A 1,467-nucleotide genomic window follows, 5' to 3' on the forward strand; every position below is an offset into this window, starting at 1 on the left:
GTGCCGTGGCCGGGATCGCCGCAGTCGACCCCGAAACCGACGTCGGCGAGCTCATGGGCGAGCGCTCGGCGCACATCGGCGAAGGCATATTCGGTGCGGCGTGCAGCGGCGTAGCGCCGCGCGGGGGCCTGCTCCAAGCTGGCCGCATAGAGCCAGGTGATGGTAGTGGCCACCATGCAGAACTGCAGATGGTTGGTGACCGCATCGGGATTGCGGGTCTGCGTGTGGGCACTGCCGATCTCCTGCTTGATTTCTCTGAATCCGGCTTCGATTTTCCAGCGCGCGCCATAGATTTCAATGATTTGCGCAACGGACAGGGTCAGGTCGGTGGTCACCAGCGCGATCCATTGGGTGCGCCGATAGACCCAGACCACGCGCACCTGGCAGCGCAGGGTCTTGAGCATCACCGCCTGCTCGGCGGCCACCACGTCGCGAACCCGCCCGTAGAGGTTGAGTGAATAGGTCCGCGCGGTGGCCCGCCGCGCGCCCTGCATGGCCTTGACACTGCCCAGGCGCTCACCGTACTTGCGGGGTCGTCCGGCGCGTCCCGCCACGGCTACCGGCAGGTCGTGGAGCACCGCGTTCACGCGCAGGCGCGAGAGCAGATGGGCACGGGAGCCGAGCGCTTGACGCAAGGGCTTGAGCAAGCCGTTGTTACCGAACCAGCTGTCGGTGACCACCAGAATCGGCGCTCGCGGAAAGACCCTGGCGAAGGTCTGGATCAGGCGCACGGCTTGGGTGAACTTGCTCTCGAAGGTGAGCGCCCGACCGCGGAGGCGCACGCAGCGCAGCGCCAGGGTCGCCCTGCGCAGGTAAAAGGCGAAGGCCAACGGCAGGCAGCACCAGCGCCCGTGAATGACCTTCAGCAGTCCCAGCGTGACGATGGTCTGCGCCCACGGAAAAGCGCTTTGATTGGTCTTGGCGGCATGGTCGAAGCTGCGCTGACAGGCAAACACCTTGGTGCCGGTCTTCGGATTGATCGAATCGTCCAGCACCACCAGCAGGCGCCCGTCGGTGAGGGGGTCGGGGATCGCCCGCCAGAGCACCGCCCAGACCCGCGTCCACGGCAGCTTCACCGAGGCCATGAAGGTGTAGTACTTCGCCTCGCCGATCACCACGCCGAAGAGCGTGGCAATGGTGCGCAGCAGGTTGGAGGTGCGCGAGGCGGTGATCGGCAACAGGATGGCCTGCAGCGTCAGAATGAACCAGCGGGCGCGTTCTCGGCCGTGGTCGGAGCTCGGGAACAGGCTCTGGAATTGAACGGCGAGTGCGGGTAAGATCGGCATCGAATGCGGCTCGTTTTTGGTTTCTAATCATTGCCTTAAGCACCTCTGATTATACGCCGAAGCGAGCCCGTATTCACCTTTAACTGCTTGTTTATTCGCCGATTTGCCCGCGCTTGTCACACCCTTTTTGTCATTGCCGCCGCATGGCATTCGTCAATAAGCTTTCACTAATATGCGCGTT

At 63.7% G+C, this 1,467-nt stretch carries 1 protein-coding gene; it reads right to left on the bottom strand.

Features of this window, described 5'->3' with window-relative positions; all coding sequences use genetic code 11:
• Positions 1–1,286, bottom strand: a 1,286-nt coding sequence (locus tag CKO41_RS18250) for an IS701 family transposase (protein WP_200383286.1), incomplete at its 3' end; no start/stop codon positions are given.
• Between the last annotated feature and the right edge of the window lie 181 nt (positions 1,287–1,467).

This window comes from Thiococcus pfennigii (genome assembly GCF_016583835.1).
Lineage (GTDB): Bacteria > Pseudomonadota > Gammaproteobacteria > Chromatiales > Chromatiaceae > Thiococcus > Thiococcus pfennigii.